The organism is Candidatus Enterococcus ikei, assembly GCF_017316105.1.
GTDB lineage: Bacteria > Bacillota > Bacilli > Lactobacillales > Enterococcaceae > Enterococcus_L > Enterococcus_L ikei.
This window is the reverse complement of record NZ_JAFLWD010000013.1, coordinates 59955-78310: the sequence shown is the minus strand read 5'-3', so window position 1 is coordinate 78310 and position 18356 is coordinate 59955. Positions and strand designations below refer to the sequence as shown.

Sequence of the window (18356 nt, the reverse complement as noted above, 5' to 3'; positions counted from 1 at the left end):
CAAATAAATAATGTGTGATTAGTAAAGAAAATAATGAAAGGCGGTGACTATTAGGTAATTCCCTAATAGTCACCGCCTTTCATTATTGCTATTCTAAAAAAGACAGAGTAGCGATTTGATTGCTCAAAAAATCACAAAAGGAGAGTCTACATAAAATGAAAGAAAAGCTTGTCTTAATTGGAAATGGAATGGCTGGTGTTCGTACGATCGAAGAAATTTTAGATCGAGATCCTGAACGTTACCAGATCACAATCATCGGTGAAGAAAAATACCCGAATTATAACCGGATTATGCTATCTAACGTTTTACAAAAGAAAATGACTGTTTCAGAAATCATCACGAATCCATTGGAATGGTATGAAGAAAATCAGATTGAATTGATCAATCATGATCCAGCAGTAAAAATGGATACAGAAACGAAAAAAATCATCACCCAATCAGGCACAGAAATAACTTATGATAAGTGTATTCTAGCCACTGGTTCTAGAGCCTTTATCTTACCCATTGAAGGCGCTAAATTAGAAGGTGTTGTTGGTTTTAGAACAATTGACGATACAGAAAATATGCTTGAAGCTGCACAAAAATACCAAAAAGCTGTTGTGATCGGTGGCGGTCTGCTTGGCTTAGAAGCCGCAAAAGGCTTGTTAGATCAAGGCATGGAAGTCACAGTCGTTCATTTAGAAAAATGGCTGATGGAAACCCAATTAGATGAAAAAGCAGGGAAAATGCTGCAAGCAGATTTAGAAAAACAAGGCTTAAAATTCTTAATGGAAAAAGCAACCCAAAAAATTCTTGGAGAAAGCCGTGTTACAGGTTTAGGTTTTAGTGACGGAACAACGATCGATACAGATATGGTTGTAATGTCGATCGGAATTCGTTCAGAAACAACACTAGCAAGAACAACAGCTATCGAAGTGAATCGCGGAATTATTGTCGATGATTTTATGAAAACAAATGTTTCAGATGTTTTTGCAGTAGGGGAATGTGCGGAACATAATGGGCATGTTTATGGTTTAGTTGCACCGTTATTTGAACAAGGGAAAGTTTTAGCCGATGTATTAACTGGTAAAGAAGCGAAACCTTATCAAGGCAGCACTACTTTTACTTCGTTAAAAGTATCTGGTTGTGATTTATATTCTGCAGGGAATATCAGGGAAACAGAAGGAATCAATAGCATTGAAGCCTTTGACGGCATCAATTACACGTATAAAAAGATTTTTGTTAGAGACAATCAAGTTATTGGTGTGGTGCTTTATGGAGATACAAGCGAAGGCAATCGTTATTACAATATTTTGAAAAAAAATGAAAGCATTGAGGAATACACACCAGTTTCTTTACTCCATATGGTAGGTGAAGAAGCGAGTGCTGATGTGAGTGAATGGCCAGAGGATGAAGTGATTTGTGGCTGTAATGGAATCGATAAAGGCACGATTATGACTGCAATCAATGAAAAAGAATTGACTTCAGTAGCTGACGTAACTAAACATACCAAAGCTGGCGGTTCTTGTGGAAAATGTAAATCAGTCATTGGTGATGTTTTAGCCTATGCGTTAGGTGGCGAAGTGGTATCTGCGCCTACTGGAATTTGTGGTTGTACGGATTTAACAAGAGATCAAATCGTTACTCAAATTTACGCGAAAAAACTAACCTCTTCAGAAGACGTTTACCATGAACTACATTTTGCTAATCCAGAAGGTTGTCCGAAGTGTCGTCCGGCAATCAATTTTTATTTAAATGTGGCATGGCCGAAAGAACATGAAGACGAGAAAGAATCTCGCTATGTCAATGAACGTTTATATGCCAATATCCAAAATGACGGAACGTTCTCAGTCATTCCGAGAATGCGTGGTGGAAAGACAAATCCGCAGCAATTACTTTTAATTGCTAAAGTTGCGGAAAAATATGACGTGCCAATGGTCAAAGTAACAGGGAGCCAACGAATCGGTTTATATGGTGTGAAAAAAGAAGATCTACCGAAAATCTGGGAAGAACTAGATATGAAATCAGCAGGAGCTTATGCCAAAGCTGTCCGCTCAGTCAAAACGTGTGTAGGTTCGAATTTCTGTCGTTTTGGTACACAAGATTCAATGGGACTTGGAATCAAATTAGAACAACGTTACGAGTTTATTGATACGCCGCATAAGTTCAAAATGGGTGTCTCTGCTTGTCCAAGAAGCTGTGTGGAAAGTGGCGTGAAGGATTTTGGGATCATTGGTGTAGAAAATGGTTTTCAAATTTATGTTGGTGGAAATGGCGGAACAGAAGTGAAAGAAGCTGTTTTACTGACAACAGTCGAAACAGAACAAGAAGTCATCGATATTTGTGGGGCAATGCTCCAATATTACCGTGAAACAGGAATTTATGCTGAAAGAACAGCTCCGTGGATCGAACGTATGGGCTTTGAGGTCGTGAAAGAAGTGTTATTAGATCCTGAAAAACGTCAAGAATTATTAGCAACTTTAGATGAAGCCGTGAGCGGACGTCGGGGAAATCCTTGGGATGAAGTTGTTGAAGATGACAAAACACGCCAAGAATTATACACAGTGGGGAGAGTTTAAAGATGGAAAAAATTTTTGTTGCACAATTAGATGAGTTAGCACCTAGATTAGGAAAAGAAGTCATTGTCGGAGCACAGAAAATTGCTGTTTTTCGTTTAAGTGATGATCAAGTGAAAGCAATCGAGAATGTTTGTCCGCATAAACAAGGCCCATTAGCTGAAGGAACGGTGTCAGGGGAGTATGTTTTTTGTCCGCTGCATGATTATAAGATCAATCTAAATGATGGACAAGTTCAAGAGCCAGACGAAGGTTGCGTTCGTGCGTATGAGACGATTGTTGAAGATGATCGTGTCTATGTCATGGTGTAACTATGGGTAAAGTCTATTTTGTCGGCGCTGGTTCTGGCGATCCAGAACTGCTAACATTAAAAGGAAAAAGAGTACTAGAATCAGCTGATGTGATTATTTACGATCGGCTGGTTCACCCGGTTTTGCTTTATCTTGCGAAAGATTCAGCGCGTTTTATTTATAGTGGGAAGTATCCAAAAAATCATGTGCTGAAACAAAAAAATATTAATCAATTGCTTTTGGAAGAAGGGCTAAAACAACAAATCGTTGTTCGATTAAAAGGCGGGGATCCTGGTATTTTTGGTCGTGTGGGTGAAGAAATTGCCACGCTTCAAAGTGAAGGGATCAGCTATGAGATTGTTCCAGGAGTTACAGCAGCTTCCGCAGCTAGTAGCTATAGCGGCATTCCTTTAACTCATCGTGAACATAGCAGTAAAGTAACGTTGGCAACTGCTCATCGTCAAGCGGGTGAATCAATTGATTTTAAAGGGCTAACAGAAAACGGTACGATGTGTTTGTATATGGGAGTAGAACGAGCGGTAAGTACGCAGCAGAAGCTTTTGGAACAAGGTGTTTCACCACAATTACCAGCGGCAATCATTGAATGGGGCAGTCTAGGCCGTCAACAGACGGTTACTGCTACGATTCAAACTATGGTAGAAGCAATCGAAGCACACCAGCTTCAAAATCCATCTCTAATTATTTTAGGAGATGTCGTTTCCTGTCGCAAGGGTGCTGATTGGTTTGAGCAATTGCCGTTGTTTGGACGTAAAATTTTGTTGATTAATACAGAAAAAATTGATTTTGAAACGGTTCTTTCTTACACCCAACAAGGAGCCGATGTGTATGCGATTCAAGTTGGGGAAACTCGTGATCGACGTTTTGATGAGGTTCATCAGCGGTATCTAAGTGATCATTATTTTGAGGAAGTTGTTTATTTGAATCAAGAATTGGCGACGATGTATAACAAACAATGGGATATTTTGACTAAGCGAATTATCTAGCTTCATGGGCTAGTCTCTCGAGAAAAAGATAAAAATGGAATGTGACAAAAAGCGTCACAGTCAATTTTTCCTATTTTCTTGTCGAACCTAAACGAGCCCATTCAGCTTTTAAATCTATCTAGCTTCGTGGGCTAATCCTTCGGAAAAAAGATAAATTATGAATAAGGCAAAGAACGCCTCGGTCATAATTTCCTATTTTTCTGTCAAGATTGAACGAGCCCATTCAGCTTTTAAATCTATCTAGCTTCGTGGGCTAATCCTTCGGAAAAAAGATAAATTATGAATAAGGCAAAGAACGCCTCAGTCATAATTTCCTATTTTTCTGTCAGGATTTAACGAGCCCACTGCGCTTTTAAATTAAAGGAGGTAAAATATGAACTCACTTCAACCACCAGAAATAGTTGATGTTACAATTGAAAAAGGAATACAAAAAGCTCGTGCTAGTTTTTTGACGTTAGCAGTGTTAGGATTTTTAGCAGGTGTTTTTATAGCAGTCGCAGGTATTGCGATGATTCGGGCGATGGGTACAATGCCAAAAGAGTGGGGGACGTTAGTCAATGTAATTGGTGCGGCTGTTTTTCCGTTTGGCTTGATTTGTTTATTGCTTGCTGGCGGAGAATTGGTTACAGGGAATATGATGGTTGTTTCAATGGCGCTATTTGCTCGGAAAATCAGTGGCAAAAAGTGGGTAAGGAATATTGTGATCGTGACCATTTTTAATTTGATCGGTTCGTTGTTCGTCGCGTATTTCTTTGGTTATTTGAGTGGGGCATTGCAAGGTGATTTTGCAGAGCGGGCGATTCAAGTTTCTCTTGGTCGGACTAAAGATACTTTTTTACAAGGCTTTCTTTCAGGTATTGCATGTAACTTTTTAGTCAGTACAGCCGTTTATTTGAATTTTGCAGCGAAAGATTTTATTGGTAAAATCGTTGGAATTTTCTTGCCGATCATGGGCTTTGTGATTTGTGGTTTCCAACATGTGGTAGCGAATATGTTTTTAATTCCGATGGGGATTCTTTTAGGCGGAAATACGTGGGCTGCTTTTGGGCAAAATATGGTCAGTGTGTATTTAGGTAATATCATTGGCGGCGGATTTTTTGTCGCTGGACTTTACTTTTTAGCGTATAAAGTAGGTACAGGGCAGTTGTCAAAAAAATAAAATCTAGTATGATTAAAAGATAAGAAAAGATAAAGGAAGTAAGCAAAATGAAAACCGTCCGTGTCGGCACCAGAAATAGTCCCTTAGCGATGAAACAAACAATGATCGTTTTAGATTTACTGAAAGAAGTTTATGGAGATTTTCCAGTGGAGATCGTTCCAATGACCACCAAAGGGGATCAAATGCTTTCTGTCAGTTTATCTAAAATTGGTGGAAAGGGCTTATTTATCAATGAAGTAGAGCAGGCTTTATTAGCAGGGGAAATTGATTTTGCGGTACATAGCTTAAAAGATATGCCGGCTAAAGTGGCAGATGGGCTGACATTGGCAGCGATTCCTGAAAGAAGCGCTCCTTTCGATTGTTTGATTTTTCGAGAAGTGGGGTCTTTGGCTGAATTGCCGCTTGGAGCTAAAATTGGAACAAGTAGCTTGCGGCGAGAATTTCAAATGAAGCATTTACGAAATGATATTCAAGTTGAATCGATTCGTGGCAATGTGGGCACGCGTTTGAAACGGATGGAAGAACAACAGCTAGACGGAATTGTTTTAGCTACTGCAGGGTTGAAACGTTTAGATTGGTTTGGCGCTCCGACATATCCATATACTATTTTGACCAGTGAGCAGTGTATACCAGCAGTTGGCCAAGGCGCTTTAGCGGTAGAATGTCGGAGCGAAGATCATGAGATGACGGATTTTTTAAAAGTGATCAATGATCCGCTTACTCGAAAATTAGTTATGGAAGAACGGGATTTCTTAGCGATGCTGAATGGTAATTGTGATATTCCAATTGGTGCCTTTGCCCTTCAAGAGGGAGATGAGTATCGATTTTCGGGGTTCTTAGGAGATAAAGAGCTAAAACAATCCTTCACCGAAACGGTTGTAGTTCAAGAATTAGCAGGTGTTGGCAGACAAGTTGCAGAAAACTTATTGAATGCGATGAATAGGGAATCGTCATGAAAAAAATTCTTTTAACGCGTTTGCTTGAAGATAATCAAGAAGATCGTTTATTCTTTCAGAAACAAGGATTTGCAACACTTGAAATTCCTTTGCTGACATTGACGATGCAAAAGTCAGATGGAACTTTTGAAGAAATGTTAAAAAAAAGTGAGTGGGTCTTTTTTACAAGTCAACACGCAGCTAAATTCTTTTTTCAGCAACAACCTGCAGTAAACGTAGATTTACAAGCGAAAAAATTTGCAGTTATTGGTGCAAAAACGGCTCAGGTCCTTTTAGACAATCATGTGAAGATTGACTTTCAAGCACCTGTTTCAACGAAGCAGAAATTGTTTGAAGCATGGTCAGTTTGTTTTACGAGACCAACGACTATTTTTTATCCCAAAAGTAACTTAGCTGATAATGTTGGGGAAGCCGAGTTAAAAGAGCAAGGGCATGACTTGTTTACGCCAATTCTTTATAATAATTTCTTTTCAGATGAGAATCGGCAGCGATTAAAGACGTGTTTAGTAACTGAAAAAATAACTGCTGTGTATCTGGCAAGTCCATCTTTATGGCAACGTTTTTTATCTGTGTTTAGTGAGACGGGTTTAACAAATATGCCAAAGCTGTATTGTCTCGGTCAAACGACACAACAAGCAATTATCAAAGATGGTTATGAGGTTGTTATAAAAAACACACATAGTTGAAAGGATGGATATTTCCCTTTTAGCTATGTGTGTTTTTAGAATGAACAAACCAGTTGACTAGAGAAATAAAACCAGTACAATGAATAGTTCAGAGTTAGTTAATGAAGGGAGCGTTTTAAATGAGTAGAGAAGTTATTTTATACATTGCAGCGAGTCTTGATGGGTATATCGCAGAGCCGGATGGCAGTATTGATTTTTTAGGTGGTGGGATTGAATTAGTTGAAGAAGATACTAGTTACCAAGAATTAATGGAAAAAATCGATACAGTCGTGATGGGACGCACAACGTATGATCAAGTAGTCAATGAATTGTCACCGGAACAATATCCTTATGAAGAGCAAACCTCATACATCATTACGAGTCATCCAGATGCAAGTACTGAGAAACTCATTTTTACCAGTCAAAATCCAGCAGAGCTGATTCAAGAATTAAAAGAGCAAGAAGGACAAGCCATTTGGGTTGTCGGCGGTGGTAGTATCATTGCACCTTTAGTCGAAGCTAATTTGATCGATACGTATATTCTTACGACCATTCCAACTATTTTAGGAAATGGAATTCCTTTGTTCAATAAATTGGCTGGACCAGTGAATTTAAAAGTAGATCAAGTGTATGTAAAAAATAATATGGTTTATACAACATATTCAAACAAATAAGTCAAAAGATAGCTGACTGGTAAAAAGCAGGGAACTAGTTCTCTTTGACAAACGAAAAGAAAAGAGCTATTATAAACGTATCGACTACATATGTAGTTTTAATGTTATTCAAATAATACTGCTAAAGGAGACTTTCGTATGTCTGACAAAAAAAAAGCACTTAACATCACTGATGCAGAATGGGAAGTTATGCGTGTTGCCTGGGCAACGAATGAAACAACCAGTAAAGAAGTAACCGCGATCCTTAATGAAAAGACAGAGTGGAAAAGTACGACTGTTAAGACCTTACTAAGCCGCTTAGTTGAAAAAGGGATGTTGGGAACTCAGCGTAATGGGAATAAATTTACCTATTTTCCTTTAGTCGAAGAACGGAAAAGTATTGATGTTCTTTCAGAAGAAATGCTCTCTAAGATCTGCAGTAAAAAAGTCGGCAAGGTTCTTGAATCAATGATCAATGACAGCACATTGAGTTTTGATGATATCGACGAGTTGAGTGCATTGCTGGAAGAAAAACGAAAAACGGCTGTGACTGTTGTTCCTTGTAATTGCATACCTGGACAATGCCAATGTCACTTAGTTCAACAATAAAAAAAATTAAGGAGTGTTTATTAATGGAAAAAACAGTAACGATTAATGGAATGAAATGCGATGGTTGTGTCAATATCGTCAAGGAAAATTTTGAAGCGATCGACGGTGTACAAGCAGCAACTGTAGATTTAGAAAAAAAATCTGCTTCTATCGTTAGTGACAAAGAGATTTCAAATGATGAGTTACAAAAATCATTAGCTGAAACAAAATTTACAGTCGCATAACTATAGAATTCAACTTACTAAGAAAAAGTAAAAAACATACTAAGATTAGAAAATAATCTTAGTATGTTTTTTAGTTATCTAAAGAAAGGTGCTTTTGGTTCTTCTACTTTACGAATGACCATTAGGTAATTCATGAGTAATACACCATTACGATAGTTGATTTTTTGTTCCAATAACTCGAAACCAAGTGATTCAAAAAAAGGTTTAGCTGTGATTGAAGAATACACAGTGATTTGTTTTGCTCCAGATTTAAAAGCATAGTCGATCAAATTTGTAGCAAGCATTTTCCCGACGCCATAGCCAATCCATTCTTTGTCTACATATAGATAATCAAGTTCTCCTGAATCAGAAATATTACCGAATCCCAAGATTTTATCTCTATTTTGAGCAACAATTGTATGAGTAGATGACAATGTAGCATGCCACTTTTCATAATCAGGTGTTAGCTGTACCCATTGTTCAATTTGCTGTGGTGTGTAGTCTTTTTTATTGATTGCTTGAACAGTATTGTTAAATAAAGCAATTATGGTTTCTAAATCAGATTTTTGATAGTTTCTTATGTTGAATACAGTCATTATTTGTTCACCCCTATTCATTAAGCTTAGTTTAATCACATAAAAGAGATATGTCAAAGTATAATTCACTAAATCAAGCATTTCAAGTAAAAAAGTTTATCACAGCTGACATTACGTGATAGGATGAACCAAAAAATGACTCAGCAAGGAAAATTGATCATACTTTTCCTTGCTGAGTTTTACTTTTTAATCGTTTCTTGAATCGTTTGATAATATTGTTTTGTTCGGTCGTTGTTTTTATTTGTATAATAGTATAGCTTATCTTTGGTTTTTATTTCTAAAATTGGTTTTTTATTCGTTAAAACAAGTAAATAAGCAGGTTTAGCATCGATCTGAAATTCTCCAGTTAAATAATTTTCTGTTGCTGTTCCATAAATACGGAGTCTATCTTTAGGCAGGCTGTTGATCAGCTCGACCGATTCAATATCATTCCAATCGATTTGTCTACTTTGACTTAAGGGTGCTGACAGTTTGATACCATTGCGAGTTGTGGTCAATTCAAATGGATTAGCTGAAAAATCGCTGATCAGCATTGGGATACTTGCGGCAACTAAAGCAATCAAAACAAAAACACCAATCACTCCCATAGCAATTTTTCCGCCAGGTCTGCCTAGATTTGTAGAAATATTCATTCCCACACGATCAGGAACCATAATTCTTTTATCCTTGGGATTCATATAAATGCCATATTTCCAATATTGATCTTCATCGCTATAACGATACTCCTTAGCTTGTGCAATCAACTGATCCTGTTTTTTTCGGGATGAGAATAAATAATAGAAAGTAAAAATGACAAATGCAATAATAAACACAGCATAACCAACGGATAATAGTATCAGTTGTTCATAAGGAATACTGATCGAAAGAGCTGGCATAAAAGCTAAAAAACTCATGACCAATGCTGAGACAGCCATTAGAACAGACCAATGATGCCGCATTTGATCATTGACTTTTTCATTGATTGTTTCATCACTTGTAAGTGGCTTAACTGGAAAACGTGCAATAAAATAATAAAAAAGTAAAAACATGCCGGTCACAAGAAAAGAAATCAAGTAAATAATCCAAGTCCCATTAGAAAAACCAAGTGTTTTAAAAGAATAAATACAGCCTGAAAGAGTAATCAAAATACTTGGAAAAAACCACCAAATAGCAATCAATTTACGGTTTTTATTTGCCACTAACTTTGTATCAACTAAAATCGGACTTGTTGGTAAAATCCAATTGTTTTGGACTTTTACAGTAGTCATTTTACGTATATAAACAATCTGTAAGTAAAAAGAAGTCCCAATAAACCCAAACATCATCACTAGAAAATAGAGCAATGTCAAAGAATCATAAGGTATAACAATGATGGGAAGAGCTGCGATAGAGAAAATCAGCGCACCTTGCAACAATCTTTTTTTGTAGGTTTTACTAACTGTCAGAACTTGATCGTCTTGAAGTTTATCTTTAGGTAAAGTTGTTTCTAAAACAATATTTTTATGTGGATTTGCAATTATTCTTCCTGTAAATGCCATTAAAAAGTTGACCCCAACAAGTAATAAATATAGAAAAAAATTCATTTTTAATACACCTTCTATTGTTCAAATTTTTGATAAATCAGTTTGATTTGTTCTTGTATCTCATTTTCTGAAAATTGATGAATATAGGCTTCTGCTAACAATAATTCTAATGTTTCTGAAAAGTATGTTTGAAAATAGGGATCTGTTTTCTGCTTTTGAGCTATTTTGGTTCCATTACGGCGATCTGTCAAAATATAGCCATCATTTTTCAATAAAGTATACGCTTTTGATACGGTCATCATATTGACTCCGATTTCATCTGCCATTTGCCGAACAGAAGGAAGACTTTCGCCTGCCTGAAGCTCATTTTTAGCGATTCCTAGGATGAGTTGATTGCAAATCTGTTGATAAATCGGTACGTCACTCTGAGAATCAATCTCTAATAACATAGGTTCACCTCTTTTCTCTTTGTATTATATATAATAATACAAGCAATACATAAAAGCAAGTTTATCTTATCAAAGACTTGAGAGATTGAAAATTCAGGCATATAATAGAAAAGAAATGTTATGCGTGAAAGGATGAATTCAATATGTCAGTAATCGAACCAACAGCTACAAAAAAATTCCATGATACATTTATGGAAAATAATAAGCAAAACGCGGTACAACGCGGTGTTGTTAAAAACGGAATCACAGCTTCTGCGCAAAATCAGAGTGCTGAAGTCAATAATGTACCCGTATTTTCAGTAGATCTTGCGACTGGAAAAGTAGCAAATCAAAAGCAAAGCGGTCGTTGCTGGATGTTTGCGGCTTTAAATACCTTTAGACACAAAATGATCAACAGCTTCAATCTAAAAGATTTTGAACTTTCTCAAAACTATACATTTTTCTGGGATAAATATGAAAAATCAAATTATTTCTATGAAAATATTATTGCGACAGCGGATCAAGAATTAGACAGCCGCAAAGTGGCTTTCTTATTAGCAACACCTCAACAAGATGGTGGACAATGGGATATGATCGTATCTCTTTTCCAAAAATATGGCGTGGTACCAAAAACAGCGATGCCAGAAAGCAGCAACAGCTCAAACTCTCGTGATTTAAATAATTACTTAAATAAAAAACTAAGAAAAGATGCAACGATTTTGCGTGAATTGATCCTTAGTGGAAAAACACCTGCAGAAGTTCAAGCGGCTAAAGAAGAAATGCTAGGAGAAGTCTATAACTTTTTAGCGATTTCATTAGGTACACCGCCGGATACCTTTGACTTTGAGTATCGCGATGAGGAAAAAAATTATCATTTGGATCAACATTTGACACCGCAATCATTTTATGAAAAATATGTTGGTGTGAATCTTGATGAGTATGTAAGTGTAATCAACGCACCAACAGCAGATAAACCTTACAATCAAACCTATACTGTCGAAATGTTAGGAAATGTTGTAGGCGGCAAAGAAGTAAAATATATTAATGTAGATATGAGTACATTTAAAAAATTAGCAGTAGCTCAATTAGAACAAGGAGAATCTGTTTGGTTTGGCTGTGATGTAGGTCAATCTTCTACAAGAGACAGTGGAATTATGTCGTTAGATGCCTATGATATGAATGATTTATTCGATATTGATTTCACTATGACCAAAGCTGAACGCCTAGATTTTGGTGAAAGTTTGATGACACATGCGATGGTTTTAACGGGTGTGGATCTGATCGATGGGACTTCAACAAAATGGAAAGTAGAAAATAGCTGGGGCGAAAAAGTCGGAGACAAAGGATTTTTTGTGATGAGTGATGCTTGGATGGATGAGTATACATATCAAATCGTTGTTCGTAAAGAATTATTGTCACCAGAATTGCAAGAAGTCTGGAAACAAAAACCAACTGTTTTAGCACCTTGGGACCCAATGGGCGCTTTAGCTTAAAAAAAGTACGTCAGTTTACTAACTTAATAAGATATTTTTCCCACCATTTAAAAGGTGGGTTTTTTTTATTACCAAAAGTATATGGATATTTTCAAAAAGATTTTGGTGTGTTATAATTTGTTTAAGCAAAAGAAAGACGCTGACATTACTACCGCCTAAAGTAAGTAATATCAACGTTAACCGATTCACTAAGAATCTTTTTTTGATAACGTAAGTGTATCATATGTTGATTAGATTTACAAAATCATGAGGCGTAAATTTTCGGAATTATCTGATCAGATTATAGTTTATTTTAAGATAAAATATTTTTAATAAGAATAGTGAGAATTGTTATCACTAAAATGATTGAATTTTGAGACATTTAGGCTGATGATAATAAAAAAATGAAATAAAACATCAAATAAATAAATTATTAAATTTTTTTTAATAAAAAATTACGCTGTCTATTGCCAAATCATTTTTTGTAGAGTAAAATGAGGGACAGTTTCAATAAAATTAAATCAAATAACTTTTAATAAGCAGCGCCGGCTGTTCATTAGTCAAAAGTGTGGATCCACAATTCTTAGGCCATAGATAGAATTGTTGATTGGCACTTTTTTTATTTGTTTTAATGAATCGCTGTTTAAGTTATAAACTAGGAGGTTTTTTAGATGAACAAGGATTGGATAAAATTAATGATTGGTGCGTTTTTTGAAGTATTATGGGTCATTGGAATGAAGCATAGTACAACTTGGTGGGAGATTTTACTTACCGTTGTATTCATTTTTATTAGCTTTTATGCTTTGATCAAGGCAGGAGAAACACTACCTGTCGGAACAGCTTATGCGGTATTTGTTGGTTTAGGTACAGCTGGTACAGTGATTACAGGAATTTTGTTTTTTGGTGAGGAATTCAAGATTTCAAAAATTTTATTAATCGTTGTATTACTGATCGGTGTGATGGGATTAAAATTTGTTACTGGTGAGAAAGGAGAGAAACAAAAATGAGTTGGTTATTTTTGATTATTGCAGGAATTTTTGAAATGCTAGGTGTTGGATCGATCAATCGTTTTAATGCAAACAAAGATAAAAAATCTTTATTCTTGTTGTTTCTGACCTTTGGCAGTAGTTTTATTTTTCTTTATTTAGCAATGAAGGTTCTGCCGATGGGCATGTCTTATGCTATCTGGACTGGGATTGGTGCAGCTGGCGGAGCAATTTTAGGAATGATTTTTTATGGAGAATCTAAGGATTGGCGCAGAGTTGTTTTTATTGGTGTTATTTTAGCATCAGTAATTGGATTAAAGCTGATCGGCTAGGTCATTAAATAATTTATGAAGCTGAGACAAAAAGTGTTTAGCTCAAAGAAATGAAGTAGGAACTACTTCTGATTCCTCGTACATAGGGTTAGGCCAAGTGAAAACCACAGTTGGCCTAAGTCCTATTTTTTATGTACATCTAGTTTAATAGATACTTGATGATACAAGTTTGTATCAAGAATAATTTATTCTTAGTTTTTTCAGTGTGTAATTATGTGTGTGTGGTTTAGTTCAGATTTCTGAGTAGATTTTGTTTCCTAATGTGATTGTAAACAGTTGGGACAGATACGTTACATTTCTTCGCAATTTCCGGTACAGACAAATCTGAATTCATATAAAGATTCATCGCCTTATTTACCTCTTTTGTTCGTGGCGGTCGGCCCAGTTTTTTGCCATTTTCTCTTGCTGCTTCAAGGCCTGCTAACACTCTTTCTCGAATCAATTCTGCTTCCATTTCCGCAAAGGCCCCCATCACTGTAAAAAAGAATCGTCCCATAGGTGTTGTTGTATCTATATTATTTTGGATACTAACAAAATGAATATTTCTTCGATCAAATTCTTCCAATAAGCTGAGTAGTTGCTTTGTTCCTCTCGATAGTCGATCAAGCTTAAAAATTACCAGTGTATCTCCTGGTTTTAAACGAGCAAGTACTTTGTTAAGTTCATTTCTAGATGTCTTTCTGCCACTTTCACGCTCCTTATAAATATAATCCACGCCATATCTTTCAAGCGCTTTTTGCTGAGAATCAAATTTTTGTTGATGCGTGCTGACACGCATATAGCCGATAACTGCCATTGATGAACACCCCTGACTTATTAATAGTGGTAAGACAAATTTTTTTATTATGAGGTTGGGACAGAAGTGTTTAATCCCGAGAAATAAGAAGGAATTCACGAAAATTGTTCTTCAAATTTTTGTGAATTTCAGCTTATTTCCGAAGCCTTCAAATCTTAGTGCTTTAGCACTTAGAATTTGATGTGATCGAAGCGTAGCGTAGTGATTGCTTCTGCTCCCACTGTTTATCCGGATTCCATGTGAGTGGGATATGACTCGAAGAGTTATGTCCCACTCACGTCGATCAAAACATTGTAATCACCGCCTTTAAATTTAATATAACAAAGTTTTTTTTATACTATTGACTTTCTGTATTCTCTATAATAAACTAATGATTTTTATAGAGCTGAGACAGCTTTATTTTTTTAGAAATAAACAATTTTAAAATACGCTATGAAAGGATTTGTCCGTTCAAGTGTATTTTTTTTTCGTTTTAGTTGATTTTCTCAATATCATTAGTTTTTTGGAAGTGTTGTTTTTTTAATCGTACTCTATGGTGACAAGAGTTTAATAATACAAAGTGAGGGTTTGGAGCAAATGGTGGAAGAGCGAAAGAAGAAGCGACGACCAAATAAAAAAATAGCACAATCATCAGCCAGCAAGCCAAAACATAATAAAAAAGAATTGAATCATCAAAACATAACCGTCAAAAAAGAAGAGAAGAGACCTGATGCTAAAAATAGGAAGAGGAAGAAAAAAACTGTTTCACAAAAAAGAAAAATCGCTAGTACCCAAAAGGTTAGAAATCCTCTCTATGCGTTCCTATTCAATGTGCTCTTTTATAGTTTGATTTTGTTTATGATTGTTGGATCGATTATTTTTGCAACCACTAAGAATGCAGATAAAAGTATTTTAGGTTATCGATTCTTTGGTGTGTTGACTGATTCGATGGTACCAAGAGATCCCAAAAACCAAAAGGGAGGCTTTCATTCAGGCGATGTCATTATAGTCAAAAATATTGCTGGAAATGAAGCAAACGTAGGAGACATCATCACTTTTCGACCAAGTATTAAAAGCCAGGCCTTTTTGACTCACAGAGTGAAAGAAAAATTAGATCAATTAGGCGATGTCAAAGGCACCTATTATATCACCCAAGGAGATGCAAACTTAGCCGAAGACGTTCCTATCAGTGAAAATCAAGTAGTTGGCAAGAAAATTCTAGTGGTTCCCAAGATAGGCGCATTTCTAAATTTTATACGTGAGAATCTATTAGTTTCAAGCATCTTCTTGATTTCGGTATTCGGATTTATCACGGTGGTTAGGTATTACATTTTAAACAAATAAAAGATATTTACTTTTTAACTGAAGCGGAAGAAATTCTATCGTTACCGTTGAAAGGTTGATAATAAAAAAATTAGGAGGAAACTGAAAAATGAAGAAAAAGAAAAAAATAGTTGCTTTAGCGAGTGGGTTTGCACTTATTGCGGTCATGGCAGCTACATTTGCCTGGTTTACCAGTGAAGATCAAAAAAAGAACCACTTTGAAGGTCGAATGACAACAGGGAAGGATATCGAAGTGGTGGAAACGTTTGATCCGCCCAAAGATTGGGAACCAGGTTCAGAAGTAAATAAAGATGTGGCTATTGTCAATATGGGTGAATACAGAACACTAGTCCGTGTCTCATTAAGCGAGTCATTAAAACGTTTGAAAGACTATACTGCAAAACTAACGACGGGTGCTGAACTTGAAAAGAAAACAAGCACAGAGGTTTATCTATTAACAGGAAAAGAGGCACCAACAGGTTTTACAGACGCTACGTTTGATGGAGCAGCTCCTAAAATCACTGTAAAAGAAGGGGATTTTGCTGGAGATTATACCTTGAAAGTAAAAGAAAAATCAGAAAAAGTTGGCGATCAAACACTCTATTCATATCGTTATGCTTTTGAAAAAGGCGGAGTTCTTTATTACGCCAGCGGTATTGATGGATTCAACAGAAATGATAAAAATCAAATTACTGTAAAATCAGGAACACCGGCACTTAGCTATGTAGCACTTGATTACCAAACTCCAGATGAAAAAGAATGGACAAAAGCACCAATTTATACGCCGACATTTACTAAAGATGGAGAGTTGATTTGGAATGTACCGGCAGCGACAGGAGAAAAAAATATTCAAATTTCATTTAACAATATTACAACAGATCCTAAAATTGCGAATAAATGGTATTTTAATGCTGCTGATGGGTATTTTTACTATACAAGTGTTTTAGAACCAGGTGCTAATTCAACGCAAATGATGGATGCTGTTAAATTACTAGGAACAGCAGGAAATGAATATAGTAAATTAAGCTATGATTTAACCGTAACAGGCCAAGGTATTGCAGCTTATAAAGATGCTGTAAACGAATGGTTGCCAAGTGGTAACAATGATGCATTAGCAAATGCATTGAAGGATTTAGTCCCTGCTAAATAATAGGAAGCAACGGTCTATTAAGGAGGAAGAAGAATGAGCAAGCGGATAGTGATAGGAATAGTTCTATTGATTTGTCTATCAATTATGCCTGATTTTGCTGAAGCAAAAGCTTATTCTGATCTTCCTTCTGGAATAGTCGTAGGTGATGATCAAGGAATTAAAATCGATAATGATGGACAATACCTAGTGGATATTCGAGACGTTGCTCCGGGAAAAAAATGGTCCACTAAAATAACGATCATTAATATGGAAAAAGATAGTCCCTATCGTTTGACAATGAGTGTAAGTAAACCAACCCTTGTTAAAGGCAGTTTGGATCTTTCAAAAGCCATTCAACTGACATTGATCTACGAAGAAAAAGAAATTTATAAAGGGCCGTTATCTGGAATAAATGAAACAATGAATTTACAGGATAAATTAACCCCTTTAGAGTTAGGGCTATTCAGAAGTGGCGATACTAAAATGTTAGAAGCAAATTTTGAGTTAGATGGAAAAAAATACACAAACAAAGATTTCTCTCAAAAAAATATTGTGGAAATGATTTGGAAATTCAAAGCAGTAAAAACTACTTTGCCCGATACTGGAGAACCAGAAAAGCCTAATCACTCGTTTGTCGATAAGATAATAGATAAATTTAGATTGCCGAATACTGGTGAAGATTGGCGCAATGCACTTCTCTTTTCATGCATAGGACTATTCTTGATTTTAATCATCCTATTGATCATCAAGCATAAAAAATCAGAAAGCAACAAATCAAAAAAGAAGAAAAAATAAAGCTATACATTAGTTTTTCTTAGAGCAATCAAATGATGGGAGGCGACATAGCATGAAAAAAAAGAAACGAAACGTTTCCCAAAAAAATCGGAAACGAAAAAAAGTAAAAGTAATCAACAAATTTATTGTCGCAATAAGTGCATTTCTCTTCTCAGGTTTGATGGTTCTAAGAAGTACATATGCATGGTTTGTATCAGAAAGTAATGAAACAAACCATTTTGTTGGTTCAAGACTATCTGCAGAAATTATGGAAGAATTTGAACCAGTAACACAGTGGCAGCCTGGAACAAAGGCTATAAAAATTATCAAAGTCAAAAATACAGGGAATATCTCTGCATTTGTTCGAATCAGTCTGTATGAGTACCTACTAACATTTAAAGTAGATACAACAGATCAAACAGGGAATGGAAACTTAGCAACATCACCAACTGAAATTCATCCAATCGTTGACCAAACAAAGACAGAGACTTGGCAAGCAGCTGTAACAGCTGGTGGAACATACTTAAATGAAGGACACTATTTTATTGCTAACAAGGCTATTGTCCCAAATCATCTGACTGGACTAGAAATGTATAAATTTAAAGATGGCAATAGAGAAAAAACAGATTTACGCTGGTTTCAGCCAATTTTTCCAGAAAATGTTTACGATTCAGTACCTTCAAAAGAAACCAAAAACTATTGGTTGTACCAAGATGGCTATTTTTACTATTCTGAATTATTATCCCCAGGAGAATTAAGTCAGTCAGTAGTGACAAATGTGACATTGAGCGATGGTGCACCTAATAAATTTAAAGGAGCTCTCTATCAATTAAATCCGTCGATGGATGCTCATGATGCCACCGCAGCACTTGTAAGCACTTGGAACCTTGGAGATTCCAGCAATGTCTACAACATGTATCATGATCGGCTAAGTGAATAGAAAAA

The 18356-nt window shown here is 36.0% G+C and carries 20 protein-coding genes; 16 read left to right on the top strand and 4 right to left on the bottom strand.

What is annotated here, in order from left to right:
• Window positions 1–155 precede the first annotated feature (155 nt).
• The 9 genes from nirB to JZO69_RS06555 all read left to right on the top strand — a co-directional run bounded on the left by nirB (window position 156) and on the right by JZO69_RS06555 (window position 8115).
• Complete coding sequence (nirB, locus tag JZO69_RS06595; protein WP_207112101.1) at window positions 156–2558, top strand: nitrite reductase large subunit NirB; 2403 nt, start codon at window positions 156–158, stop codon at window positions 2556–2558.
• Between the two features lie 2 nt (window positions 2559–2560).
• Window positions 2561–2866 carry a nitrite reductase small subunit NirD gene (gene nirD / locus JZO69_RS06590; RefSeq protein ID WP_207112100.1) on the top strand — a complete coding sequence of 102 codons (306 nt, stop codon included), beginning with the start codon at window positions 2561–2563 and terminating at the stop codon, window positions 2864–2866.
• A 2-nt stretch (window positions 2867–2868) separates the two neighbouring features.
• The gene (gene cobA, locus JZO69_RS06585; protein WP_207112099.1) at window positions 2869–3849 is read left to right on the top strand and encodes a uroporphyrinogen-III C-methyltransferase; all 981 of its coding nucleotides are present in this window, start codon (window positions 2869–2871) and stop codon (window positions 3847–3849) included.
• Window positions 3850–4222: 373 nt separating this feature from the next.
• On the top strand, window positions 4223–5008 hold the full coding sequence (locus tag JZO69_RS06580) for a formate/nitrite transporter family protein (protein ID WP_207112098.1): 786 nt from the start codon (window positions 4223–4225) through the stop codon (window positions 5006–5008).
• Between the two features lie 47 nt (window positions 5009–5055).
• Complete coding sequence (hemC, locus tag JZO69_RS06575) at window positions 5056–5964, top strand: hydroxymethylbilane synthase (protein WP_207112097.1); 909 nt, start codon at window positions 5056–5058, stop codon at window positions 5962–5964.
• On the top strand, window positions 5961–6650 hold the full coding sequence (locus JZO69_RS06570; protein WP_207112096.1) for a uroporphyrinogen-III synthase: 690 nt from the start codon (window positions 5961–5963) through the stop codon (window positions 6648–6650). The genes hemC and JZO69_RS06570 overlap by 4 nt, the downstream gene beginning before the upstream one ends.
• 119 nt (window positions 6651–6769) lie before the next feature.
• Window positions 6770–7303, top strand: a complete 534-nt coding sequence (locus JZO69_RS06565) for a dihydrofolate reductase family protein (RefSeq protein ID WP_207112095.1) — start codon at window positions 6770–6772, stop codon at window positions 7301–7303.
• 138 nt (window positions 7304–7441) lie between these two features.
• The gene (locus tag JZO69_RS06560) at window positions 7442–7891 is read left to right on the top strand and encodes a CopY/TcrY family copper transport repressor (RefSeq protein ID WP_207112094.1); all 450 of its coding nucleotides are present in this window, start codon (window positions 7442–7444) and stop codon (window positions 7889–7891) included.
• A gap of 23 nt (window positions 7892–7914) precedes the next feature.
• Window positions 7915–8115 carry a heavy-metal-associated domain-containing protein gene (locus tag JZO69_RS06555; RefSeq protein WP_207112093.1) on the top strand — a complete coding sequence of 67 codons (201 nt, stop codon included), beginning with the start codon at window positions 7915–7917 and terminating at the stop codon, window positions 8113–8115.
• A gap of 74 nt (window positions 8116–8189) precedes the next feature.
• Here the strand turns inward: JZO69_RS06555 and JZO69_RS06550 are convergent, their stop codons facing one another.
• From JZO69_RS06550 to JZO69_RS06540, 3 genes are all read right to left on the bottom strand, one after another.
• Complete coding sequence (locus JZO69_RS06550; protein ID WP_207112092.1) at window positions 8190–8690, bottom strand: GNAT family N-acetyltransferase; 501 nt, start codon at window positions 8688–8690, stop codon at window positions 8190–8192.
• A gap of 179 nt (window positions 8691–8869) precedes the next feature.
• On the bottom strand, window positions 8870–10252 hold the full coding sequence (locus tag JZO69_RS06545; protein WP_207112091.1) for a PH domain-containing protein: 1383 nt from the start codon (window positions 10250–10252) through the stop codon (window positions 8870–8872).
• A 14-nt stretch (window positions 10253–10266) separates the two neighbouring features.
• Window positions 10267–10641, bottom strand: a complete 375-nt coding sequence (locus JZO69_RS06540) for a GntR family transcriptional regulator (protein WP_207112090.1) — start codon at window positions 10639–10641, stop codon at window positions 10267–10269.
• Between the two features lie 143 nt (window positions 10642–10784).
• Here JZO69_RS06540 and JZO69_RS06535 point away from each other — a divergent pair, with 143 nt between their 5' ends.
• From JZO69_RS06535 to JZO69_RS06525, 3 genes are all read left to right on the top strand, one after another.
• Complete coding sequence (locus JZO69_RS06535) at window positions 10785–12113, top strand: C1 family peptidase (RefSeq protein ID WP_207112089.1); 1329 nt, start codon at window positions 10785–10787, stop codon at window positions 12111–12113.
• Between the two features lie 650 nt (window positions 12114–12763).
• Complete coding sequence (locus JZO69_RS06530) at window positions 12764–13099, top strand: DMT family transporter (RefSeq protein ID WP_207112088.1); 336 nt, start codon at window positions 12764–12766, stop codon at window positions 13097–13099.
• Window positions 13096–13410, top strand: coding sequence for a DMT family transporter (locus JZO69_RS06525; protein WP_207112087.1), 315 nt, complete (start codon window positions 13096–13098; stop codon window positions 13408–13410). Before JZO69_RS06530 ends, JZO69_RS06525 begins: the two co-directional genes overlap by 4 nt.
• A 226-nt stretch (window positions 13411–13636) precedes the next feature.
• Here JZO69_RS06525 and JZO69_RS06520 read toward each other — a convergent pair whose 3' ends face one another.
• Window positions 13637–14206, bottom strand: a complete 570-nt coding sequence (locus tag JZO69_RS06520; RefSeq protein ID WP_207112086.1) for a recombinase family protein — start codon at window positions 14204–14206, stop codon at window positions 13637–13639.
• 576 nt (window positions 14207–14782) lie between these two features.
• Between JZO69_RS06520 and JZO69_RS06515 the strand changes: the two genes are divergently transcribed.
• The 4 genes from JZO69_RS06515 to JZO69_RS06500 all read left to right on the top strand — a co-directional run bounded on the left by JZO69_RS06515 (window position 14783) and on the right by JZO69_RS06500 (window position 18351).
• The gene (locus JZO69_RS06515; protein WP_207112085.1) at window positions 14783–15529 is read left to right on the top strand and encodes a signal peptidase I; all 747 of its coding nucleotides are present in this window, start codon (window positions 14783–14785) and stop codon (window positions 15527–15529) included.
• 88 nt (window positions 15530–15617) lie between these two features.
• Window positions 15618–16658 carry a BsaA family SipW-dependent biofilm matrix protein gene (locus tag JZO69_RS06510; protein WP_207112084.1) on the top strand — a complete coding sequence of 347 codons (1041 nt, stop codon included), beginning with the start codon at window positions 15618–15620 and terminating at the stop codon, window positions 16656–16658.
• A gap of 33 nt (window positions 16659–16691) precedes the next feature.
• Complete coding sequence (locus JZO69_RS06505) at window positions 16692–17432, top strand: hypothetical protein (protein ID WP_207112083.1); 741 nt, start codon at window positions 16692–16694, stop codon at window positions 17430–17432.
• Window positions 17433–17484: 52 nt separating this feature from the next.
• Entirely contained in the window at window positions 17485–18351 is an 867-nt protein-coding gene (locus JZO69_RS06500; RefSeq protein WP_207112082.1) for a BsaA family SipW-dependent biofilm matrix protein, read from the top strand.
• Window positions 18352–18356 lie beyond the last annotated feature (5 nt).

Bases quoted from the DNA above. Each gene is read 5' to 3' on its own strand.
- nirB (WP_207112101.1), top strand. From the start codon at position 156: ATGAAAGAAAAGCTTGTCTTAATTGGAAATGGAATGGCTGGTGTTCGT.
- nirD (WP_207112100.1), top strand. From the start codon at position 2,561: ATGGAAAAAATTTTTGTTGCACAATTAGATGAGTTAGCACCTAGATTA.
- cobA (WP_207112099.1), top strand. From the start codon at position 2,869: ATGGGTAAAGTCTATTTTGTCGGCGCTGGTTCTGGCGATCCAGAACTG.
- JZO69_RS06580 (WP_207112098.1), top strand. From the start codon at position 4,223: ATGAACTCACTTCAACCACCAGAAATAGTTGATGTTACAATTGAAAAA.
- hemC (WP_207112097.1), top strand. From the start codon at position 5,056: ATGAAAACCGTCCGTGTCGGCACCAGAAATAGTCCCTTAGCGATGAAA.
- JZO69_RS06570 (WP_207112096.1), top strand. From the start codon at position 5,961: ATGAAAAAAATTCTTTTAACGCGTTTGCTTGAAGATAATCAAGAAGAT.
- JZO69_RS06565 (WP_207112095.1), top strand. From the start codon at position 6,770: ATGAGTAGAGAAGTTATTTTATACATTGCAGCGAGTCTTGATGGGTAT.
- JZO69_RS06560 (WP_207112094.1), top strand. From the start codon at position 7,442: ATGTCTGACAAAAAAAAAGCACTTAACATCACTGATGCAGAATGGGAA.
- JZO69_RS06555 (WP_207112093.1), top strand. From the start codon at position 7,915: ATGGAAAAAACAGTAACGATTAATGGAATGAAATGCGATGGTTGTGTC.
- JZO69_RS06550 (WP_207112092.1), bottom strand. From the start codon at position 8,690: ATGACTGTATTCAACATAAGAAACTATCAAAAATCTGATTTAGAAACC.
- JZO69_RS06545 (WP_207112091.1), bottom strand. From the start codon at position 10,252: ATGAATTTTTTTCTATATTTATTACTTGTTGGGGTCAACTTTTTAATG.
- JZO69_RS06540 (WP_207112090.1), bottom strand. From the start codon at position 10,641: ATGTTATTAGAGATTGATTCTCAGAGTGACGTACCGATTTATCAACAG.
- JZO69_RS06535 (WP_207112089.1), top strand. From the start codon at position 10,785: ATGTCAGTAATCGAACCAACAGCTACAAAAAAATTCCATGATACATTT.
- JZO69_RS06530 (WP_207112088.1), top strand. From the start codon at position 12,764: ATGAACAAGGATTGGATAAAATTAATGATTGGTGCGTTTTTTGAAGTA.
- JZO69_RS06525 (WP_207112087.1), top strand. From the start codon at position 13,096: ATGAGTTGGTTATTTTTGATTATTGCAGGAATTTTTGAAATGCTAGGT.
- JZO69_RS06520 (WP_207112086.1), bottom strand. From the start codon at position 14,206: ATGGCAGTTATCGGCTATATGCGTGTCAGCACGCATCAACAAAAATTT.
- JZO69_RS06515 (WP_207112085.1), top strand. From the start codon at position 14,783: ATGGTGGAAGAGCGAAAGAAGAAGCGACGACCAAATAAAAAAATAGCA.
- JZO69_RS06510 (WP_207112084.1), top strand. From the start codon at position 15,618: ATGAAGAAAAAGAAAAAAATAGTTGCTTTAGCGAGTGGGTTTGCACTT.
- JZO69_RS06505 (WP_207112083.1), top strand. From the start codon at position 16,692: ATGAGCAAGCGGATAGTGATAGGAATAGTTCTATTGATTTGTCTATCA.
- JZO69_RS06500 (WP_207112082.1), top strand. From the start codon at position 17,485: ATGAAAAAAAAGAAACGAAACGTTTCCCAAAAAAATCGGAAACGAAAA.